This is a genomic window from Enterococcus sp. GPZ-007, from assembly GCF_059374735.1.
Window position 1 is genome coordinate 15,724 of the sequence record NZ_JCAFYN010000032.1, and the last position, 18,109, is coordinate 33,832.

The 18,109-nt window shown below is 40.3% G+C and carries 18 protein-coding genes; all 18 read right to left on the reverse strand.

What is annotated here, in order from left to right:
- Positions 1 to 49 precede the first annotated feature (49 nt).
- The 18 genes from AC4J95_RS15030 to AC4J95_RS15115 all read right to left on the reverse strand — a co-directional run bounded on the left by AC4J95_RS15030 (position 50) and on the right by AC4J95_RS15115 (position 17,976).
- Positions 50 to 1,177 carry a sensor histidine kinase gene (locus AC4J95_RS15030; RefSeq protein WP_494550568.1) on the reverse strand — a complete coding sequence of 376 codons (1,128 nt, stop codon included), beginning with the start codon at positions 1,175 to 1,177 and terminating at the stop codon, positions 50 to 52.
- Positions 1,150 to 1,824 (reverse strand): response regulator transcription factor, encoded by a 675-nt coding sequence (locus AC4J95_RS15035; RefSeq protein ID WP_494550569.1) that lies wholly within the window; start codon positions 1,822 to 1,824, stop codon positions 1,150 to 1,152. Before AC4J95_RS15035 ends, AC4J95_RS15030 begins: the two co-directional genes overlap by 28 nt.
- A 136-nt stretch (positions 1,825 to 1,960) precedes the next feature.
- The gene (locus AC4J95_RS15040) at positions 1,961 to 2,665 is read right to left on the reverse strand and encodes an MgtC/SapB family protein (RefSeq protein ID WP_216409909.1); all 705 of its coding nucleotides are present in this window, start codon (positions 2,663 to 2,665) and stop codon (positions 1,961 to 1,963) included.
- A gap of 53 nt (positions 2,666 to 2,718) precedes the next feature.
- Entirely contained in the window at positions 2,719 to 3,426 is a 708-nt protein-coding gene (locus tag AC4J95_RS15045) for a pseudouridine synthase (protein WP_494550570.1), read from the reverse strand.
- Between the two features lie 90 nt (positions 3,427 to 3,516).
- Complete coding sequence (locus AC4J95_RS15050; RefSeq protein WP_494550571.1) at positions 3,517 to 4,059, reverse strand: CatB-related O-acetyltransferase; 543 nt, start codon at positions 4,057 to 4,059, stop codon at positions 3,517 to 3,519.
- A gap of 398 nt (positions 4,060 to 4,457) precedes the next feature.
- Complete coding sequence (nagB, locus tag AC4J95_RS15055) at positions 4,458 to 5,159, reverse strand: glucosamine-6-phosphate deaminase (protein ID WP_494550572.1); 702 nt, start codon at positions 5,157 to 5,159, stop codon at positions 4,458 to 4,460.
- 213 nt (positions 5,160 to 5,372) lie between these two features.
- On the reverse strand, positions 5,373 to 5,861 hold the full coding sequence (locus AC4J95_RS15060; protein WP_494550573.1) for a hypothetical protein: 489 nt from the start codon (positions 5,859 to 5,861) through the stop codon (positions 5,373 to 5,375).
- On the reverse strand, positions 5,842 to 6,648 hold the full coding sequence (locus tag AC4J95_RS15065; protein ID WP_494550574.1) for a DUF3100 domain-containing protein: 807 nt from the start codon (positions 6,646 to 6,648) through the stop codon (positions 5,842 to 5,844). Before AC4J95_RS15065 ends, AC4J95_RS15060 begins: the two co-directional genes overlap by 20 nt.
- Complete coding sequence (locus AC4J95_RS15070) at positions 6,645 to 7,913, reverse strand: M20/M25/M40 family metallo-hydrolase (RefSeq protein WP_494550575.1); 1,269 nt, start codon at positions 7,911 to 7,913, stop codon at positions 6,645 to 6,647. Before AC4J95_RS15070 ends, AC4J95_RS15065 begins: the two co-directional genes overlap by 4 nt.
- 431 nt (positions 7,914 to 8,344) lie before the next feature.
- Entirely contained in the window at positions 8,345 to 9,484 is a 1,140-nt protein-coding gene (locus AC4J95_RS15075) for a mannitol-1-phosphate 5-dehydrogenase (RefSeq protein WP_494550576.1), read from the reverse strand.
- 1 nt (position 9,485) lies between these two features.
- Positions 9,486 to 9,923, reverse strand: coding sequence for a PTS mannitol transporter subunit IIA (locus tag AC4J95_RS15080; protein WP_316404729.1), 438 nt, complete (start codon positions 9,921 to 9,923; stop codon positions 9,486 to 9,488).
- Between the two features lie 182 nt (positions 9,924 to 10,105).
- On the reverse strand, positions 10,106 to 12,157 hold the full coding sequence (locus tag AC4J95_RS15085) for a BglG family transcription antiterminator (RefSeq protein WP_494550577.1): 2,052 nt from the start codon (positions 12,155 to 12,157) through the stop codon (positions 10,106 to 10,108).
- Between the two features lie 87 nt (positions 12,158 to 12,244).
- On the reverse strand, positions 12,245 to 14,008 hold the full coding sequence (locus tag AC4J95_RS15090; RefSeq protein WP_494550578.1) for a PTS mannitol transporter subunit IIBC: 1,764 nt from the start codon (positions 14,006 to 14,008) through the stop codon (positions 12,245 to 12,247).
- Positions 14,009 to 14,166: 158 nt separating this feature from the next.
- Positions 14,167 to 14,538 carry a DUF956 family protein gene (locus AC4J95_RS15095; RefSeq protein WP_494550579.1) on the reverse strand — a complete coding sequence of 124 codons (372 nt, stop codon included), beginning with the start codon at positions 14,536 to 14,538 and terminating at the stop codon, positions 14,167 to 14,169.
- 107 nt (positions 14,539 to 14,645) lie between these two features.
- On the reverse strand, positions 14,646 to 15,557 hold the full coding sequence (locus tag AC4J95_RS15100; protein ID WP_494550580.1) for a PTS system mannose/fructose/sorbose family transporter subunit IID: 912 nt from the start codon (positions 15,555 to 15,557) through the stop codon (positions 14,646 to 14,648).
- A gap of 20 nt (positions 15,558 to 15,577) precedes the next feature.
- Complete coding sequence (locus AC4J95_RS15105) at positions 15,578 to 16,381, reverse strand: PTS mannose/fructose/sorbose transporter subunit IIC (protein ID WP_494550581.1); 804 nt, start codon at positions 16,379 to 16,381, stop codon at positions 15,578 to 15,580.
- Between the two features lie 34 nt (positions 16,382 to 16,415).
- The gene (locus AC4J95_RS15110) at positions 16,416 to 17,405 is read right to left on the reverse strand and encodes a mannose/fructose/sorbose PTS transporter subunit IIA (protein WP_494550582.1); all 990 of its coding nucleotides are present in this window, start codon (positions 17,403 to 17,405) and stop codon (positions 16,416 to 16,418) included.
- Positions 17,406 to 17,481: 76 nt separating this feature from the next.
- Positions 17,482 to 17,976: a PTS sugar transporter subunit IIB gene (locus AC4J95_RS15115; RefSeq protein ID WP_494550592.1), complete on the reverse strand. Its 495-nt coding sequence runs from the start codon at positions 17,974 to 17,976 to the stop codon at positions 17,482 to 17,484.
- Between the last annotated feature and the right edge of the window lie 133 nt (positions 17,977 to 18,109).

Here is an 18,109-nt window from a genome sequence, read left to right on the forward strand (position 1 = left end):
TTGTTTCGCTTTTGTGTAATAAGATACGTTCGTAAATCCAGACAAGGAGTTATGGTAACGGCAAAGTCAATTGAAAGTTTGCTCCTCGTGGATGGTGTCGCTTCATCATCACTGTTCCGCCCTGTCCTTCAATGATTTTCCGTGTCAAATAAAGTCCTACCCCTGAGCCTTCTACTGATTCACTGTTCATGCCGCGATAAAAACGTTGGTAGATTTTATTTTGCTCATCTTTGGCAATTCCCGGACCTTCATCTTTGATTTCCACTAGCACATACGTTACTAGCGACGAAGCCTGAAGTGTTACCACCGTTTGCCTCGGCGAGTATTTGATGGCATTTTCTAACACATTCCCTAACGCTTCCAAGGTCCATTTCTCATCAACCAATACAAAGGTATCCTCTGGCAAATCAACCTCCAGCTCGATTTCCTTTTCAATTGCTTTCATAATCACGCTATTGACAGCCTTATTGACTAATTGCTGCAGGGAAAGCTTTTGCGGCTGCAATTGGATCAGATCTGTTTCTAATTGCGATATCTTAGCTAAACCGTCCAGCATCAAATCGAGCTTATTAATCTGAACCCCTGCTTGTTCGGCAAAATTTTTCCGTTCTTGCTCCTCATATTGATCCGAAAGCGCAATATCCAAACTTAACTTCAAGGAAGCGATCGGTGTCTTTAATTGATGGGTGATATCCGTAATACTAGATTTTAAATTTCCTTCTTCCTTTAGACTTCGTTGCAGCATTAACTCATTATGTTCAGTCGTTTCTTGATATTCCTTCGTCAGCTTCTCTAGATTATTTTCAAGCTTCCATTTCGCATGAAACTGCCAAAAGAAAAGCAACGAAAGTAGGAGCCAACAAATCGAGAAGACTCGCAGATTTCTAATGAAGAAAGCACGCAGAAGAATCGGATGATTCATGTTATCCACCAAATCATATTTTTCCTCTAACGTTTTCCCCTCGGTCACTAACTCAGAGGTTTTCTGCTTTTCAAAGACTTCAATCAATGCTGCTTCGGAAAATGATGCTTCCTTATTCAGCAGCGCCAGTGTTGCTTGACGATCTTGTTCGAGCTCTGAGTACATTTTGATGTTTTGCGAAATAAACAGCAAAAAGCTGCTTATGGAGATCAACACATAAAGCAGGATTATTTTTTTTGAACGTCGTTGATCCATAGATACCCCACTCCTCGAACAGTTTTGATTCGTTCCTTGCCAACTTTTTGTCGCAAACGACTGATATTGACCGATACGGTATTCGTATCGACGAAATCTCCTTTTGTATCCCAGATCTGATCCAGTAATTGATCTGAAGATAAGATCTGTTTCGGATTTTCCATAAACAGAATCAATAATTGAATCTCTGTCTTGCTTAGAGGTAGAAGCTCTCCTTGCAGCTTGACCTTCATTTCAGTCAACAACACCGACAATTCACCGGAAACCAACTCTTGTCCTTTATTCCGAACCACCCGCTTCATCATCGCTTGTACTTTCGATACAAGAACCATTAAACTAAATGGCTTCGTCATATAATCATCCGCTCCATGCACATAGCCCGTCACGATATCGTGTTCCTGATTGTAGGATGTCAGCATCAAAATCAAGACATTCGACTGCTCCCGAATTTTCTGACAAAAATCCAAGCCGCTGCCATCTGGCAAAGAAAGATCGCTGATGATTAAGTCGATCTCATTTTCCTGAAAAGCCTGTTCTGCTGAAGCAATATCTAAACATGCCGCGACTTCATATCCTTCTCGAGTCAGGCATAATTGAATGCCATTATTCAAATTTGAATCATCTTCTAACAACAGAATTTTCCCCATGTTTTCCTCCTAAATGATCACGTATTCCATTTCACTAACACTACCTCTAACTCTATCAATGAACAGATGCTCTGACAATACGAGTTTAAACAAAAAAAGAAGATAAAATCATCGCAAAATGATTTTATCTTCCTATTTATACATTGATCATGCGAAGTTTGGTGATGTTCTTATACATCGAGAGATCCTCAATCACGTCAGTATAATTCATGCCCCGCGGCAGATCGATCGTGTAGACATTCGTATAAATACGATAGTCATCCATGAAATCCACATCGAAATCGACATCTTCTACTTCAATTTTTTTACTCTCAAAATAGTTCATGATGAATTCTTTGGTCGCCTCACGATGAATATAGCGAATCTCCAGCTTCTTAATAGCATTGATCTTGATGATCCGCTTCACCACTGTCAATGCTAAAATAATCCCGACAAAACTGCAAATGGCGATCGTATAATAGCCCATGCCGATGGCGATCCCTAAACCTGCACCAGCCCAGATCGATGCCGCTGTGGTCAAGCCCTTAACTGATCGGTTACTGACCATGATCGTTCCAGCGCCAAGAAAACCGATTCCACTGACGACCTGCGCAATCAACCTTGCTTCATCTGCTCGGACAACACCGACAAATTCTGGTTTTGCCGCGGCATAGCGTAATGCTTGATCCGCAATCTCAACTTGGATCAAAGCAATGATCGTCGCGCCCATACAGACCAAGATATGGGTCCGAATACCCGCTGGTCGATTTTTATATTCTCGTTCAATCCCGATGGCGCCACCCATGATCATGGCTAAAAATAAGCGCAGCATAATTTCATAAACAGATAATTTCAAATCCATATGTGCACCACCTCCTCTTCCAGTATAGCACGGTCACTAACAAACCGAAGATCCTAACCCTTTAATGAGTGCAATTCACTCTCTGTCAGTGGTCGATAGTTTCCTTTATCCAAATCTTTCGGCAGAGTCAGATTCCCCATACGGATTCTTTTTAAATAAGTGACTTCTTTCCCGCAGGCTTTAACCATTCGCTTCACTTGATGGAACTTTCCTTCATGCAAAATAATTCGAACCTTTGATGTTTCCTCCGTTGTTTCATCAATCAACAACTCCGCGGGTAGTGTCAATTCTCCATCTAAAGTAATCCCAGCGACAAAACATTTCTGATCCTCAGCTGTCATCACTCCATCAACCTCGGCGAAATATTCCTTCTCCACATGTTTCTTCGGTGACAATAATTCATGGGCCAGCTGGCCATCATTCGTAATTAATAATAAGCCCTCGGTATCCTTGTCCAAACGCCCTACTGGAAAAAGATCACTACGATAATCACTTGTTGAAAATAAGTCCATCACTGTCTGATCTCGCTTGTCTTCCGTCGCACTTACTACCCCAGCCGGTTTATGTAATAAATAATAGTAGAATTCTTGGTAATGCAAGGGTTCCCCTTGAAACACGATACTATCTTTTTCTGGGTCCACTTGTTTTTTATCTGATTTTTCGACTTGCTGATTCACTGTAATTTGACCCTTTTTGATCAGCTGTTTGACTTCTTTGCGGCTACCTAAACCGACTTCAGCTAAAAATTTATCTAAACGCATAACGCCCTCCGCCTAACTTTTCTAGTGTTCACTATAGCCAAAGGAACAAAAAGAAGCAAGCCCAGCCGCGGACGGCTGAGCTATAATTTCTTACCCAAGCAATTGATCTATATTGCCATTTTTCAAATACGGGATCGCTTGTCTTATTTTTTCCTGCGACCAATCCCACCATTTCAACTGTCGCAGTCTCTTAATCGTTTCTGAATCAAATCGCTGCTTAATTTGTTTAGCTGGAACGCCTCCAACTACACTGTAGGGGGGAACGTCTTTTGTTACCACGGCCTTCGCCCCAATAATTGCCCCATCGCCAATCTCGACCCCCGACAGGATAGTCGCTTCGTATCCAATCCATACATCGTTTCCAATGACAATGTCACCCTTATTGTCCCAAGCAGAAGCTACTTGGCTCTTATCCAGCTGCCACTCTTCGTAAAATAAAGGAAAGGTGTAGGTCGAAAGTGAGGACTGTCGATGATTAGCACTATTAAAAATGAAAGTCGCACCGCAAGCAATGGAACAAAATTTACCGATTATTAACCGATCATGATTGACCGGATAGTGATACAATACATTATTTTTTTCAAACTCACGGGGATCCGAACGAAAATCATTGTAGATCGTATAAGCCCCCACTAAAATATTCGGTCGTGTTATTGCCGCCTGTAAATAAATCGTTTCTTGATCATTACTTCTGGGATAAAGCTTTTTTACTGGAATAGTTCTCTCCTCCTCTTTTTTCGTTAGATAACCATTCCAGTATTAACAATGCACCTTTTCATAAGATCACTCTCCTAAAACAAGTATACCACTATACAATCTTTATCATACAGCTAGCTCATTGTAGAGGAAATCATTTTTCAAAAATCAGAAAAATGAGTTTATTTTCGTACGCATACCATTCCACTAGGTTCTTAATCAATGACTCATTGAGAATCCATCATTTTCGCTCTCACTAAGCAAACTATGAAAAGTGGAACTGGCAAAAAAAAGTACCAAGGAGACTATCCTCGGTACTTCATTTATAGGATTGATTATAATTTGCTTGCTGCGTCTTCGTCGATGATCACTGTTACGTCAGCATGGTTTTGTAGAACACTTGCTGGTACATCCGTTGTAACTGACCCATCAATCATATCTTTGATTGCTTGTGCTTTATCTTCACCAAAAGCCATTAACAAGATTTTTTTGCTCTTCATAATTGAACCAATACCCATTGATAATGCATGAGTTGGAACATCTTCCACTTTATCGAAATTACGTTTGTTCGCTTCAATTGTTGATTCTGTTAATTCAACTACATGAGTTGTTACATCAAACGGAGTTCCAGGTTCGTTGAATCCGATGTGGGCGTTACGGCCAATTCCTAATACTTGTAAATCAATTGGATGATCAGCAATTACGCCATCGTAACGTTTGCATTCAGCTTCTAAATCTTCTGCCTTACCATTTGGTACGAATGTTTCTTTAAATGGTTTTTTGTTGAACAATTGATCGTTCATGAAATAACGATAGCTTTGAACATCGTCGCCAGCTAAGCCAACATACTCATCTAAGTTTACAGAAGTCATGTCTGAAAAATCTAAATCACTCGTTGTCATTTCTTTATATAAGGTTTCAGGAGTGCTGCCTGTTGCCAGTCCTAATACTTTTACGCCATTTTCCATTCCATCTTTGATGATTTCAAATGCTTTTTTTCCGCCTTCATTGGCATCTTTCACACGAATTACTTTCATGGTTAAACGCTCCTTTATCAATTTGGTATACACCAATTCTAACACCGACATACGAATTTTTCAATAAGAAAGTCTAGACCAAAATGTTAAATTTTTCTACTGTTTTTGTTTAAGGATATTATCCGTTATTTTTAGGGAAAGGTAAAGCCTTTTCAAGAGCAAAAAAGCTCCAACACAGAATTTCTTCCGTGTTGGAGACAAATGTTCCTTTTTTTATTTTCCAGATAAGATTAAGCCGATTTGAGCGATGACGGCACTCCCAAGATAGGTACCGATAAAAACAAAGATTGCGACGATCGCTACCTTCCAGGAGGTTTTTCGTAAATCCATCAGACTATCTGCCACCGAAAGCCCAGCAAAAGCCAAAATCGGAGTGGTAATTGATAAAAAGTCAACGCCCGCAATCACTTGTACAAAAAAATCAGAGAGCAGACAGAAAAATAAAGACGTCAGAGAGACCCACCCTAAAATCGGAAAATCAGCCAAAATTTTGATATTGGTTTTCTTTACCAAGGTTGAGATAAATACGCCAATCATTGAAAAAGCCCACAAAACAACCAAACCTTGAATCGTATTAAAAGTAATTGGCGTAGATGCTGGATTTTTAAGCAATTTGATTCCTTGAGTAAACAAGATCAAGGAAATACTCAGTAATAAAACCAGTGATATTTTGATGTATTCATTAGACTGTTTCTTTTCCACGACGTGATCCTCCTGTTAATAAGTTGTACATGAAACGCTGTAGCGGCACGGCAATAAAGACCATTGTGTAGGTTCCTAAAAAGCTTGTCAGTAATTGACTTGCGGCTGCATATGCCGCGATGGTTGTTTCATTTTCTGGCATCAGTGCAATCAATGACGAGGACGCTGCTGTCATCATACTAGCAGAACCAACACCTGAACTCATTGCCAGTGCGCGGTAATCAAAGCCCAGTCCCGCCATAATCGGCGCAAAAATACTAAAGAAAATTGAACCAAACAATGTACCAATTAGATAGAGTGACAATACTCCGCGTCCTTCGGCTGAGTCCAACGTATATTTTTCAGAAATGTACGCCAATTCCCCTTCACGTCCTAAGCCCAATGTTGCCCCAATAGCTTCTCGCCGCAAACCTAACATGAGTGCTACAGGCAATCCAATCATTACCGTTCCAACATTGCCCAATTCTTGGAAAAGGAAAACCCATCCAACAGTCAAAATTTCTTTCAATCTAGGTGCGACATCAGCACCGTATCGTGCCATCAACGGCAACATGATATACAGTAAATACTTTGCTGAAAACTGAATATTGCCTTTTGAATAAATCTTGGCAATAAAACCCTTGCGAATTACCGGCAATCCGAACAGCATCGCAAACAATACAGAAAATACTAATGGCAAAACCGTAATCGTTGTATTTCCTAACGAAATAAATTGCATCCCGATCAACTCCGCGACGGTTACCACTGCCACAACAAAACCAACTAACCACACTAACTGCTTTTTCATACATTCCCTCCGATTGACTCAATCAATTCTTTATATTCTTCAAATGAACGACGGTAAAATTTGGCTTCATCCAAATTACCCGCCATTTCTTTGAATACTTCCGTTAAAAACTCTGGAAAAGTTTCCAAGACAAATTCAGGATCAATCATTTTAAAATCATCGCCATGAATCGTTCCTTCAAATCCGCCATAACTGATTTGGATACAAGGCATCATAAAAGCCAAATCACCAATATCACCAGCCGCAGCGATCCCACCGCGATCGTCAATAATATCTGGTATCTTGTCAAATTTCGCAAAGGTTCGTTCTACGAAGCTATTTAAATAGCGATCCTGAACAAACGGCAAGTAGCCCATCTCCGTTTCAATCGTCACTTCACCCTCCAAAGCATACGCGCTTCCTTGAGCTGCATGATCCAATTTGCGCGCAACCTCTGGCATATATTCTAAAGTCTTGCAGCGCAAATCAGTCCCAACTGTAATATGATTCGGAATCACATTCGTCGACATATCAGAATCCATTACAATGGGATTTACTCGAATCGATTCCGTATCTTTAAACTGTTGACGACTCAAACCAATCGCTGTATTGAATAACGTTGACATACTGTACGCATTGATTCCAGAAAAAGGATCAAATCCTGCATGAACCGCCTTACCAGAAAAATGATAACGTTTATATAAAAAGCCCGCTAAATCACAATTCACTTCAATTGTCGGTCGTTCGAAGACTTCACCGATGGCATGAACACAAACACCAAAATCAATGTCATCAAAAATACCTAATGACATCGCTTCTGGTTTGCCACCTAAGAACTGAATCTTGCCCACAGCTCGAAGCTCCTTACGGAAATCCAAATCCAAATATTCTTCTGCTGGTACAAAGATAAAACACAGATTAAAATCTAAGTCCTTGTACGCTTCCGTTTTAACATAATGATCGTACAGCGCTAGCGCGATAGCGACTTGGGTAAAGTGACCGCAATTATGAGCCGCTCCCGTCTCAGTATCTGCTTGAAAATGTGTCGGTGCATAGACTGCGTCCAGCTCCGCAATAAAAGCCATTGTCTTTTTCTTATCAGTTGATAAAAATGTTTTAATACCAGTTTCTGAAAATTTAGAAAATTCAATCGATGGATGTATTCTTGTTAATTCCTCAATCACCTTTTCAGAAGTACGGTATTCCTTGTAGCCTAATTCTGGATGTAAAAATAAGTCCTCCGTAAATGCTTTTAAATGATGGTAATACTCAGCAAACGTCGTCATTTAACTCCCCCTTGTTTTGAATCAAAAAATAAGTGACTAAAACCCTTCTTTTAGTAAAGCCCTTCTGTCCTGTTAGGCTACAAAAAGTTTGATTATATCCATTGGTCTTTCTTAATCTTCCAGAGAACTCAATGAAATGAAATTTCTCAACTTTATTCATAATATCTTTTTAAACCGAAAGAATCAAGAGTGTTCCGACAAAAACACGAACTATTTCACTAGCAACGCTGATTAATGTTTCCTTATTTGTTTATTCAATTTATTGGATTCCCACCTATTAAACTACACTATTGCGACATTTTTTCTAGAAAACTTCCTTTCATATTAAAAATTAAGATGTTTTTTCTTGATTCATCTTGAAACAAAATTTCGCGATCAAACAAAAAAATCCCCCAACGCGGACAATTATTCCACATTAGGGGGAGGAGGAGCTAATCTTGATATCTTGCTACAATTTCCGCGATCAACTCATCATCGTGCAAGTCGGTCACTTGTTGAAGCACTTCTGCAACGGATTTTTCTTTTAGCAATCCTTGCAGTTCAACACTTTGTTCATCGTTTGGATCATCGTATTTCAAAACCATCGCTACCACATCGACTAGGTTTGAATACTCTAATCCACGTTCTTTTAGCTCACGAATCGGGCGAATAAAGCGTTCATCAAAGCCTAATTTACGAATTGGTGTCCGCGCTACCCGACTGATACTATCTGAAATGTATTTGTTTTCGAAACGGCTGACGATCTTATCAATGTAAGCAAGGTGCTTATCCTTGTCAAAATGCCATTTATTGATTACCAGACTGCCTGTTTCGCCAAGAACTGAGCGTAGTTTTGCTAGCACACGATCATCCGCGATTGCTTCATCAATCGTTTTGTACCCTTCATAGGCTCCGGTATAGGCAACTGTCGCATGTCCAGTGTTAACAGAAAAGAGTTTCCGTTCGATATAGGGTTCTAAATTTTCTACATACTCTACGTCTTCAAGGCGCAACTCTTTATTCTTACTTTGCGTTGCATCGATCACCCATTCACTAAAAGGCTCCACTGATACAAATAATGGATCTTCGTGGTGTTGAATCGGAACAATACGATCGACTGCTGCATTGGGGAATCCGATGTACTGTTTTACAAAAGCCATATCTTCAGCTGATAAGAAAGCTTGAACTTTTTCGAATAAGAACTGACTGCCGCCGATCATGTTTTCGCAGGCTACTACATCTAAAGCTGTTGTATTCCCCTCGTTGCGGCGTTTTTGAATCCCTTTCGCAATCAACTCCGCGATAAACGGTAGGATATTCGGTCCGATCGCTGTCGTTACGATATCTGCTTTGCTGACGGATTCAATCACTGCTTCAGGATTGGTTTGATTGTTCAGACCATCCACATTGGATACATGGATCTCTTTTTGACTTTCATCTGCCAGTTGGATCGTATATTCATTTCGTTCATTCAAAGCGTTGATAATTGTTTCGTTAATATCAACAAAATCGATGGAAAAGCCATTTTTTGCTAAAATTTCTCCAATAAATCCACGTCCAATATTTCCTGCGCCAAAGTGTGTTGCTTGCATCCTATTCTACCTCCTGAAGATAGCCAATGACTTCTTCTTTTGTTTTTGCATCTGCTAATTTGACTACATTCTCAACATCCGAACAAAAGATCGCGATCTTTTGCAGAATGTCTAAATGTTCATTCTCAATCCCCGCGATTCCAAATAATACCATCGCCACATCTTCTGTGTCATCCTTGCCAAAATGAACGCCCGTTGGAACTTGGATTACTGAAATACCGCTTTTCTTCACATAGCGTTTTGCTTCATCCGTTCCATGAGGGATCGCGATAAAGTTTCCCATATAAACGGAAACTAACTTGTTTCGCTCGATCATGGCATCGACATAGCCTTCTTCCACACACCCAGCATCCACCAGCAGCTGTCCACTCGCACGGATCGCGTCTTCCTTATTGGCATATTTCTGGTCTAATAAAATCATTTCTGGCTGTAATTCCATTCCTAATCTCCTCCTTATTCATTTTGATGTATTCATTTTTCTTAGGAAAAATGAGTTTGATTTTCATGCCGTATATCATTCTGCTAAAATGCTCATCTTTTTACTTTTTTCTCAACTAATATTTTTCTTGTACTCTTTATACTGCAAAAAGCAGAACTGACATCCGATTTTTTAAACTATCGTTAATTTTCTCGAATTTCTTTCACAAACAAAGAACTCAACAATTGATAGATAATTTCTTTGTTGCCAAATTTATATATTTCAGTGTTTAAATCACTTTCGATAACTGAACTGCTAATTTTTCCTAATAGACTTTGCTGACTCTCCGGCATTGGATCTGGAGCCAGAAGCAGCAACACTCGCGTCAATTCAATACTCTTTTTATCCATTCCTTGGATCAAAAATTTCTGATCTAAATCATAGATAGTAAACAGCGGCTCCTTGACATGAACATCTGCGCAATGGAACAGAGCGAAATTGGTGTTTGGAACGCCGATCGGGGCGACTAAATACCGTTTGATCACTTTGTCTGTCACTATTGTGGCATCAGAGACGATCGTACCCTGCAACTGATCGATGATTTCTGCTAATGTCAGCTCAATCGTTTCCTGTGCGTGAATCGGCTTCACGTCAAAGTTTTGTAACAGACTATTGGCAATCCGCATCGTTTCATAAATTTCATCAAAGGCTTCGCTAGGCTCTTGTTCCGGTTCATCAATGACTTCATTTACCTTTTCAGGATGCAGCGTCTGGATGTATTCTTTGATTTCCTTGATCTCATCATCCAAAAGCAGCGGCGAGATTACTTTATACGGCAAATTGAATCCTGGTAAAAAGACAGTCGCTAGAATCAGGTCATAGCTTTTATAGTCCAGTTGATTCATTTCTGAGATTTTGGCCACTTGAACCTTTTCGATCTCAGTTAAATATTTATGGACCCGGCTTTCTAATATTCGTGCCGTTCCTATACCGCTGGAACATAAAACTAAAGCGGATAATGCGCGACCGCTTGGATGTCGCTCTAGCGATGTGGCGAAATGAATTACGACATAGCCTAATTCATCCGCAGTGAATTGATGATCCGGAAAAACAACCGCCAATTCTTTGATGATTGCTGTCGTTAAGTCCTGATACTTATCACGAATTTTTTGTAGTAATGGATTGTTCGCTCCTTGGAGCACCGTCAGATTTCGTTTCAAAGCCGCGGACATATGGGCGGATAAATCATTGAAGAGCTGTTCATCTTTGCGAAAATCAACACCAGTTGTTTCTGAGACTAGGCGAATCAGTTCCTTGATTTTATAAGAAAGCTCCACATCAAAACTATCAATAAAAATGTTTTGCGGCTTCTTGTAATTCACTCCTTCTAATTGAAAGGCAAAGAAACGGACCTCCTGCGGCGGAATTGATTTTTTGATTGTCGTAGCCACCTTTATCATAATCTGACTGGCGATCTGCATACTCTCAGGTTTTGCTTTCGTTTCTTGCTCTACTTCCACAAATCGATCTTGCGACATTCGATCAATGGATAAAGCTAATAAAATCAAGACTCGCTGTAATTGATTGTCTGTCACCTGTTCAAAAGCCTGTTGAGAAATTTGCTCAAAAATCGTTCGGGCCAATAGTAAACTCGATTGGCTCAATAAGTTCAAAAAGAAGTTATCAGTAGTAGTGTTCTCTTCGTCTAACGAATCAATAAATTGGAAAAAATCAAATTCACTGACACCGTTATAAATCAGGTTGCTTAGCAATTGGCGACGCTGCTTCTCACGACCGACGATTCGAATGCCGCGACCTTTTAGCCGCTGCAGCTCTAACCGATAATCGATCAGACTTTTTTCAATGGTTGCCAAATCAGAGGTAATCGTCGCAGGGCTAACTTTAAAATCGATGGCTAAGCCTTCGATCGTCTCTTCCTCATCCATCAGTAGCAAGGAGCAAACAATCGCACTTTGTCGCTGAACATTATCCGTAAACAGCTCTGCTTGTTTTTCACCTAGTTGCTGCTGCAGCCGTTCGAGATTCAATGTTTCCCCAACGATTCGATAACCTTCGCCACGGGGCTTGATGATTTGGATATCCTGCGATTTGATCGTCTTCTCAATACTTGAGATCTCGCGATAGACAGTCCGTTTGCTGACCTGTAGAATATCTTGCAATTCCTCTGGTGTGATACCGTTGGGATAATCTAATAAAAGGGTAAGTATCTTCTTTTCGCGAATCGAAAAATACACAATATCTCCTCCAATAATTTAAAAAGGGTAAAAGCAGTGAGAATCCTCACTGCTTTAAGAGTAATACGATTCTGTAAAAAAGACTACTTATTTCCTTAAGTTTTGAATGACCTTGTCATACTTTTCTGAAGCAACTAAATCAGTCAATGGCACATGTGCCGCACTTGGTGCTTGTTGTTCAGCCTTGACTGTTTCATCACTGTTGGTAATGATTAAGGCACTTGTTTCATCCTGCAACGTGTTGATAGGTGCAACTGTTACTGGATAATTCAACCCATTATCCTTCATTAATTTTTTCAGGATCGTCGCGCCCATATTGGCAGAACCCTTTGTTTGTTCATACCCAAAGATAATGTGATCGACTTTCGAATAGTCGGCTAAGCCTTGGACCACATCATCTGTCAGCGGCTTTTTTTCGCTGTCACCTGCTGGTTCAGAAGATAAACGATCTACGATTTCATCATAGCGCGGTGAATTCATGAAGTTTTCCACTTGGACAAAGGTTGCACTTGGCGCTTTTTGAGAAGCCCGTTCATGTAATTCCTCTTGCGTGACAATCAGAGCATTTGGATCATCACTTAAGTTGTTGATTGCTGAGTTAGAGACTGGTAAAGTCAAACCTGCTTTTTTCACTTTATCGCGTAATACGGAAGCGCCCATCGCACTTGATCCCATACCAGCATCACAAGCAAAGATAATCTTGTTAATGTTGCCGAACATTTCTTGGTTGTCTGCTTTTACTGCATTTTGACCTTTTGCTTGTGCTTTTGCATCAGCCATTGCTGCTTGGTTAGCAGCCAAATCATCTTCTTCACTGTTGTCAGATTTGATAATAATCATAGCAACTAGGAATGAAACAACACATCCTACAACAATCCCAGCCAAGTTAGCAAAGATAGCATTTGGTGGTGTCATAGCCATAACAGCGATGATCGAACCTGGAGATGCAGCTGCTCGTAATCCTGCGCCTAACAATTGGAAAGTAAATGTTCCTGCAACCCCGCCAGCCATAACGGCTAGGAATAAAAGAGGTTTCATCATTACATATGGGAAGTAAATTTCATGAATCCCACCTAAGAATTGAATAATGATCGCACCTGGTGCAGAAGATTTCGCCGCGCCTTTACCAAACAATGTGAAGGCTAATAAGATTCCCAGACCTGGTCCAGGGTTTGCTTCTAATAAGAATAGAACAGATTTTCCTGCTTCTGCAGCTTGTTCAATTCCCAACGGAGTTAAAATTCCGTGATTGATTGCGTTGTTTAAGAATAAAATCTTCGCTGGTTCAATAAAGATATTTGCTAATGGCAATAAATGCATGTTGATGATTGATTCAACACCAGCCGCCATCATGTTTGTTAACGAACCTACGACTGGTCCAATTGCATAAAACCCGACGATCGCTAGAGCAAAGCCGATTAATCCAGAAGAGAAGTTGTTGACTAGCATTTCAAATCCAGCTTTGATTTTATCTTGGAAAGCGTCATCAAATTTCTTGATACACCAGCCGCCTAAAGGTCCCATCATCATCGCTCCGATAAACATTGGAACTTCCGATCCAACGATAACCCCCATCGCTGCGATCGCTCCGACTACCGCGCCACGTTGACCATGAACCATGCTGCCGCCTGTATAAGCGATTAATAATGGCAATAGATAAGAAAGCATCGGACCAACTAATGTAGCAAGTGATTCATTTGGGATATAGCCATCTGGGATAAATAATGCGGTGATAACACCCCAAGCAATAAAGCCGCCGATGTTTGGCATAACCATTCCTGACAAATGACTTCCGAGTCGCTGGACTCTTGCCTTGAGTCCACCTTTTTGTCCAGTAGCTTGCATTTCCATTTCCTTTTCCTCCTTAGAAATAAAATAAAATGATTTCGTTTACATACTCATCATATATCCACAGGTATCCGCTTTCAAGAAATAGAAGATAGAGCTTTGGCACAGAAGTTTGTGCCAAAATTAAAAAGCCGCTTATCTCACAGACAAACGACTTTTTCTTACTTATTCAACTTGTTTCGTACTCCGCGTTTTATAACATCAAAGAATCCAAGTGATTGCACCATATGGTCTGGATCAACATATTCACGAATGGCTCTTAAAACTTTTTTAGGTTCCTTTGATGCAAAAGAATATGTCCCATTCTTTTTAGTTTGTATCGCATAGCGAGGGATCCATTTTCCTTTAAAAACGACAGAAGCGATCACATAATCGATTTCTTCCCACGGAATTTGGACAAATTTCCTAGCATCACGATTATTAAAGAACTCAAAACCCTTATCCCCAATCATTATTTTCCCATAATCAGCGACACCTAAGTACGAGGTAGCATCGATCGTCAAATCGATCGTTGTATTGATTGACTGAACCATTAAGATCTACTCCATTTCTCTCTATGTATCTATTAAACCATTATACTTATTTTTTCTTATTAAGCAAAAAATGCTCGGGCACGCCCGAGCATTTAATCGTTGACTTTTTACATTACACCTAGTACGTGTAAGCCAACACCTACTACGAACAAGCCAAGAATAATGACGATTGGAGAAACTTTTTTCTTCAATAACCACATGCAAAGCAATGTCAATAGTAATGCAGCAAGACCTGGAATTAATTGATCCAAGTTGTCTTGTAAAGTTGTCACTTTCGAACTATCCAAAGAAAGACCGGAAGCTTGTTGAGACAATGCTTCTTTGATGCCTTGCGCTCCAGCAGGTAGTTTATCCCATTCGATATAAGCACCTTTATCTAATTTAACAGTAGATACAACAGGAGTGAACTTCACATTTACCCAGCGTTGTACTAAGGCACCTAAGACGAACATACCTAGGATAGATGCACCTTTGGTAACTTTTTGCAATAGACCACCTGAAAGGTCATCAGTGATTTTAGAACCAGCACGGTAGCCAAATTCTTGAGTATACCACATGAATGCCCAACGAATAATATTCCAAGCAAGGAAGAAGATGATTGGACCTAAGATATTTCCTGCTAATGCTAAAGATGCACCTAGGGCTCCTAACATCGGACGTACAGTAAACCAGAAAACTGGGTCACCAACGCCGGCTAATGGTCCCATCATACCAACCTTAACCCCTTGAATAGCTACATCATCAACTGGGGCGCCATTGGCACGTTCTTCTTCAAGAGCTAATGTAACTCCCATGATAGGTGAAGCGATATATGGGTGAGTATTAAAGAATTCCAAGTGACGTTGCATTGCTGCTGTCCGGTCTTCTTTTGTTGTATATAATTTTTTGATTGCTGGTAAAATTGCATAACACCAACCACCATTTTGCATACGTTCATAGTTCCAAGAACCTTGAATGAAGGTAGAACGCCATGCAACGGCCAAACGATCTTTTTTCGATAATGAAATTTTTTCTGCCATTTTATTTTCCTCCTTCAAGATTAATAATCATTCAAAATATCGCCTAATGGGTCACCAGTATTGCTTCCGCCACCGTTAGATCCACCACCAGAACTTTCTTGTAAGTTCAAGTAGATCAAAGCGAAGGCAACTGCGATAACACCAAGTGCGATCAACGTTAATTCAGAAAGTGCAGCAATTGCGAAACCAATTGCAAAGAAAGGCCATACTTCTTTTGTAGCCATCATGTTGATAACCATTGCGTAACCAACGGCAACAACCATACCACCACCGATAGCCATACCATCAGTTAACCATGCAGGCATTGATTCTAAGAATCCGCGTACTGTATCGGCAGGGATAACTAATAGTGCCCCAGCAGGAATTGCGATACGAACACCTTGCATACATACAGCGATGATGTGCCACATTTCAACTTTGCGCATTTCACCTTTTTCAGCTGCAGCATCCATAAAGTGAACAACTGGAACGGCTAAAGTACGAACGATCATTGTTAAGAACAAACCAGCAACAGCTAGAGGAACAGCGATTGCGATAGCAGAAGATACACCTTTGACTCCTTGACCACCTAAAACTAAAATAATTGCAGATGCAACAGATGCTAACGCAGCATCCGGTGCCACAGCAGCCCCGATGTTTGCCCAACCTAAGGCGATCATTTGAAGTGAGCCGCCAAGAACGATCCCAGCTTCTAAGTTACCGGTAACTAAACCGATTAATGTACATGCTACTAGCGGTTGATGGAATTGGAATTCATCTAAAATTCCTTCCATACCTGCTAGAAAGGCAACGATTACTACTAATACCATTGAAATACCAGACATTATAAGCCCTCCTATTTAAAGTTAATTGTATTGCTTAAGCGTTTTTCAATTCATTTTTTGCTTTGTTCAGGATTTCATCCATATTGTCTTTAGAGTCATTTGGTACTTTACGTACATCAAATTTGATTCCTTTTGCCTTCAATTTTTCAAAAGTATCAACATCTTCTTGACCCATTGACAATACTTTACTTACTACAACTTTCCCAACTGAATGAGCCATTGAACCAACATTGATCTCTTTAATATCAACGCCGCCTTCAACTGCACGTAATACATCTTCAGGGTTTTCAAACAACAACAACGCTTTAGTATTTCCGAAACGAGGGTCTTTTGAAATTTCGATCATTTTATCAATTGGAATAACATTTGCTTTAACCCCTGGAGGAGCAGCTTGTTCGATCAATCTCTTACGTAGATCATCTTTAGCCACCGCATCAGAAACAACAATGATCCGATTTGGACCAGTTGTTTTAGTCCAAGCAGTTGCAACTTGTCCATGAAGCAAACGAGAGTCCACACGTGTCAATACAAATTTAATGTGTCCATCCCCAAGTACAGTTCCTTCTGGAATCGCACCTGTTGGTTGATTGCTTGCTGCCGCAACCGGAGCTGCTTCAGCTGGCTCTAATTCCTCTGGGCGAATTCTTACGCCTTCTTTAGCTGTCCCAGAAATGTGAGCAGCGATTTCATGCGCAGTTTCCATTGAGAAACGTGAAGCATAAGCTTCAATAACCATTGGTAAGTTCATACCGGCAACAATTGCCCATGTGTCTTTGTGTTCTTCAAACAAACTATTCGCTTGGTTGAAAGGAGTTCCACCCCAAAGATCGACTAAGAATAAAACTTGGTCTTGGTTTTCGAAAGAGGCAATTGCTTCTTTCATTTTTGCCTTAACATCATCGGGTCCTTCACTTGGCATCAAAGTTACTGCTTTGACATTTTCTTGTTCTCCAAAGATCATCGCTCCGGATTGCAAGATACCATTAGCGAATTCACCATGACTAGCAATGATAATTCCTACCATCTTCATACCTCCTACTATTATTGTTACAGCTCAAAAATATAAATAAGTTCTTAAAAAACCTGTAACCAAAATTAAGTTATTGCAGCATCTTTTCTTTTTTGATCAGTTGCATCAGATCTGTCTTCCGGTCTGTCGGTACTTGACGTATTTCCAACTCCACTCCTGCTTTCATTAACTCAAGAAAAGATTCAACATCTTTGCTATCTACAGAAATAAAATTAGTGATCATTTTTTTCCCTTCGTCAAATCGCATACCGCCAATATTGACCGATTTCAAATCAACACCTGCCTCAACGACTTCTACTACATCTTGCGGGGAAGCAAACAACAACATGACTTTCATTCCATCAAACAATTGATCTTGATACACTTCAACCAATTTTCTTTTTGTGACAACATTGGACTTGATTCCTGGTGGAGCGGCTTGTTTTAGTAGGAACTTGCGTAACTCATCGTTAGCAACCTCGTCACTTACCACTAAGATGCGCTCGATCCCTGTTGCCTTGGACCAAACTGTCGCTACCTGTCCGTGAATCAAACGATCATCGATCCGAGTGAGTCGGATATCCATTACCATCCCACCACCTCCTACGACTACAAGGCTCAGATGCTAAAAGACTTGCACTACATTATTTGAGTACAGTATTGCATAGGTACTCACTTATAATAAAGCAAGTACCGTGCCAAAATACACTAGCAAGAAA

Bases quoted from the DNA above. Each gene is read 5' to 3' on its own strand.
- AC4J95_RS15030 (WP_494550568.1), bottom strand. From the start codon at position 1,177: ATGGATCAACGACGTTCAAAAAAAATAATCCTGCTTTATGTGTTGATC.
- AC4J95_RS15035 (WP_494550569.1), bottom strand. From the start codon at position 1,824: ATGGGGAAAATTCTGTTGTTAGAAGATGATTCAAATTTGAATAATGGC.
- AC4J95_RS15040 (WP_216409909.1), bottom strand. From the start codon at position 2,665: ATGGATTTGAAATTATCTGTTTATGAAATTATGCTGCGCTTATTTTTA.
- AC4J95_RS15045 (WP_494550570.1), bottom strand. From the start codon at position 3,426: ATGCGTTTAGATAAATTTTTAGCTGAAGTCGGTTTAGGTAGCCGCAAA.
- nagB (WP_494550572.1), bottom strand. From the start codon at position 5,159: ATGAAAGTAATTCGTGTGAAAGATGCCAATGAAGGCGGAAAAAAAGCA.
- AC4J95_RS15065 (WP_494550574.1), bottom strand. From the start codon at position 6,648: ATGAAAAAGCAGTTAGTGTGGTTAGTTGGTTTTGTTGTGGCAGTGGTA.
- AC4J95_RS15070 (WP_494550575.1), bottom strand. From the start codon at position 7,913: ATGACGACGTTTGCTGAGTATTACCATCATTTAAAAGCATTTACGGAG.
- AC4J95_RS15075 (WP_494550576.1), bottom strand. From the start codon at position 9,484: ATGCAAGCAACACACTTTGGCGCAGGAAATATTGGACGTGGATTTATT.
- AC4J95_RS15080 (WP_316404729.1), bottom strand. From the start codon at position 9,923: ATGGAATTACAGCCAGAAATGATTTTATTAGACCAGAAATATGCCAAT.
- AC4J95_RS15090 (WP_494550578.1), bottom strand. From the start codon at position 14,008: ATGGAAATGCAAGCTACTGGACAAAAAGGTGGACTCAAGGCAAGAGTC.
- AC4J95_RS15095 (WP_494550579.1), bottom strand. From the start codon at position 14,538: ATGGTTCAGTCAATCAATACAACGATCGATTTGACGATCGATGCTACC.
- AC4J95_RS15100 (WP_494550580.1), bottom strand. From the start codon at position 15,557: ATGGCAGAAAAAATTTCATTATCGAAAAAAGATCGTTTGGCCGTTGCA.
- AC4J95_RS15105 (WP_494550581.1), bottom strand. From the start codon at position 16,381: ATGTCTGGTATTTCAATGGTATTAGTAGTAATCGTTGCCTTTCTAGCA.
- AC4J95_RS15110 (WP_494550582.1), bottom strand. From the start codon at position 17,405: ATGGTAGGAATTATCATTGCTAGTCATGGTGAATTCGCTAATGGTATC.
- AC4J95_RS15115 (WP_494550592.1), bottom strand. From the start codon at position 17,976: ATGGATATCCGACTCACTCGGATCGATGATCGTTTGATTCACGGACAG.